Annotated in this window: 1 protein-coding gene; it reads right to left on the bottom strand. The window is 60.0% G+C overall.

Annotated features, from left to right (window positions below; genetic code table 11):
- Positions 1–55 precede the first annotated feature (55 nt).
- Positions 56–1,246: an elongation factor Tu gene (gene tuf / locus V3390_RS10165; RefSeq protein WP_331704359.1), complete on the bottom strand. Its 1,191-nt coding sequence runs from the start codon at positions 1,244–1,246 to the stop codon at positions 56–58.

Below are 1,246 nucleotides of genomic sequence, written 5' to 3'. Positions count from 1 at the left end.
AAAAAAGGGCCGCTCAATGAGCGGCCCTTTTTGGTGTTGCTTGCGGTGCCTAAGATTACTTGATGATCTTGGCCACGACGCCGGCGCCGACGGTACGGCCGCCTTCGCGGATCGCGAAGCGCAGACCTTCGTCCATAGCAACCGGGTTGATCAGCGAGACAACCATCTTGACGTTGTCGCCCGGCATCACCATTTCGGTGCCTTCCGGCAGTTCAACAGCACCGGTGATGTCGGTGGTGCGGAAGTAGAACTGGGGACGGTAGCCCTTGAAGAACGGCGTGTGACGGCCACCTTCGTCCTTGGACAGCACGTACACTTCGGCTTCGAAGTCGGTGTGCGGAGTGATCGAGCCCGGCTTGCACAGCACTTGGCCGCGTTCCACGTCGTCACGCTTGGTGCCGCGCAGCAGCAGACCGGCGTTGTCGCCTGCCTGACCTTGGTCCAGCAGCTTGCGGAACATTTCAACGCCCGTAACGGTCGTCTTTTGCGTAGGACGGATACCGACGATTTCGATTTCGTCACCAACCTTGATGATGCCGCGTTCGATACGGCCGGTCACCACGGTGCCACGACCCGAGATCGAGAACACGTCTTCGACCGGCATCAGGAACGGCTTGTCAATATCGCGTTCCGGTTCCGGAATCCACGAGTCCAGAGCGTCAACCAGCTTCAGAATGGCAGGAACGCCGATTTCCGATTGGTCGCCTTCCAGAGCCAGACGGGCCGAACCGTGAATGATCGGAGTGTCGTCGCCCGGGAAGTCGTACTTGCTCAGCAGTTCGCGAACTTCCATTTCGACCAGTTCGAGCAGTTCTGCGTCGTCCACCATGTCGGCCTTGTTCAGGAACACGACGATGTGCGGCACGCCAACCTGACGCGACAGCAGGATGTGTTCGCGGGTTTGCGGCATCGGGCCGTCAGCGGCCGAGCAGACCAGGATCGCGCCGTCCATTTGGGCAGCACCGGTGATCATGTTCTTGACGTAGTCGGCGTGTCCCGGGCAATCCACGTGAGCGTAGTGACGGGTCGGGCTTTCGTATTCGACGTGTGCGGTCGAAATCGTGATGCCGCGGGCCTTTTCTTCAGGCGCCGCGTCAATCGCGTCATAGGCCTTGAATTCGCCACCGAAACGCTCGGCGCCGATCTTGGTCAGTGCGGCGGTCAGCGTGGTCTTGCCGTGGTCAACGTGACCGATGGTGCCGACGTTAACGTGCGGCTTGGTGCGTTCAAACTTACCCTTTGCCAT

Source organism: Aquilutibacter rugosus, assembly GCF_036541335.1.
GTDB classification, from domain to species: Bacteria; Pseudomonadota; Gammaproteobacteria; order Xanthomonadales; family Xanthomonadaceae; genus Aquilutibacter; species Aquilutibacter rugosus.
The sequence above is the reverse complement of the archived record's forward strand: the minus strand, read 5'-3'. Positions and strand labels throughout refer to the sequence as shown.

Bases quoted from the DNA above. Each gene is read 5' to 3' on its own strand.
- tuf (WP_331704359.1), bottom strand. From the start codon at position 1,246: ATGGCAAAGGGTAAGTTTGAACGCACCAAGCCGCACGTTAACGTCGGC.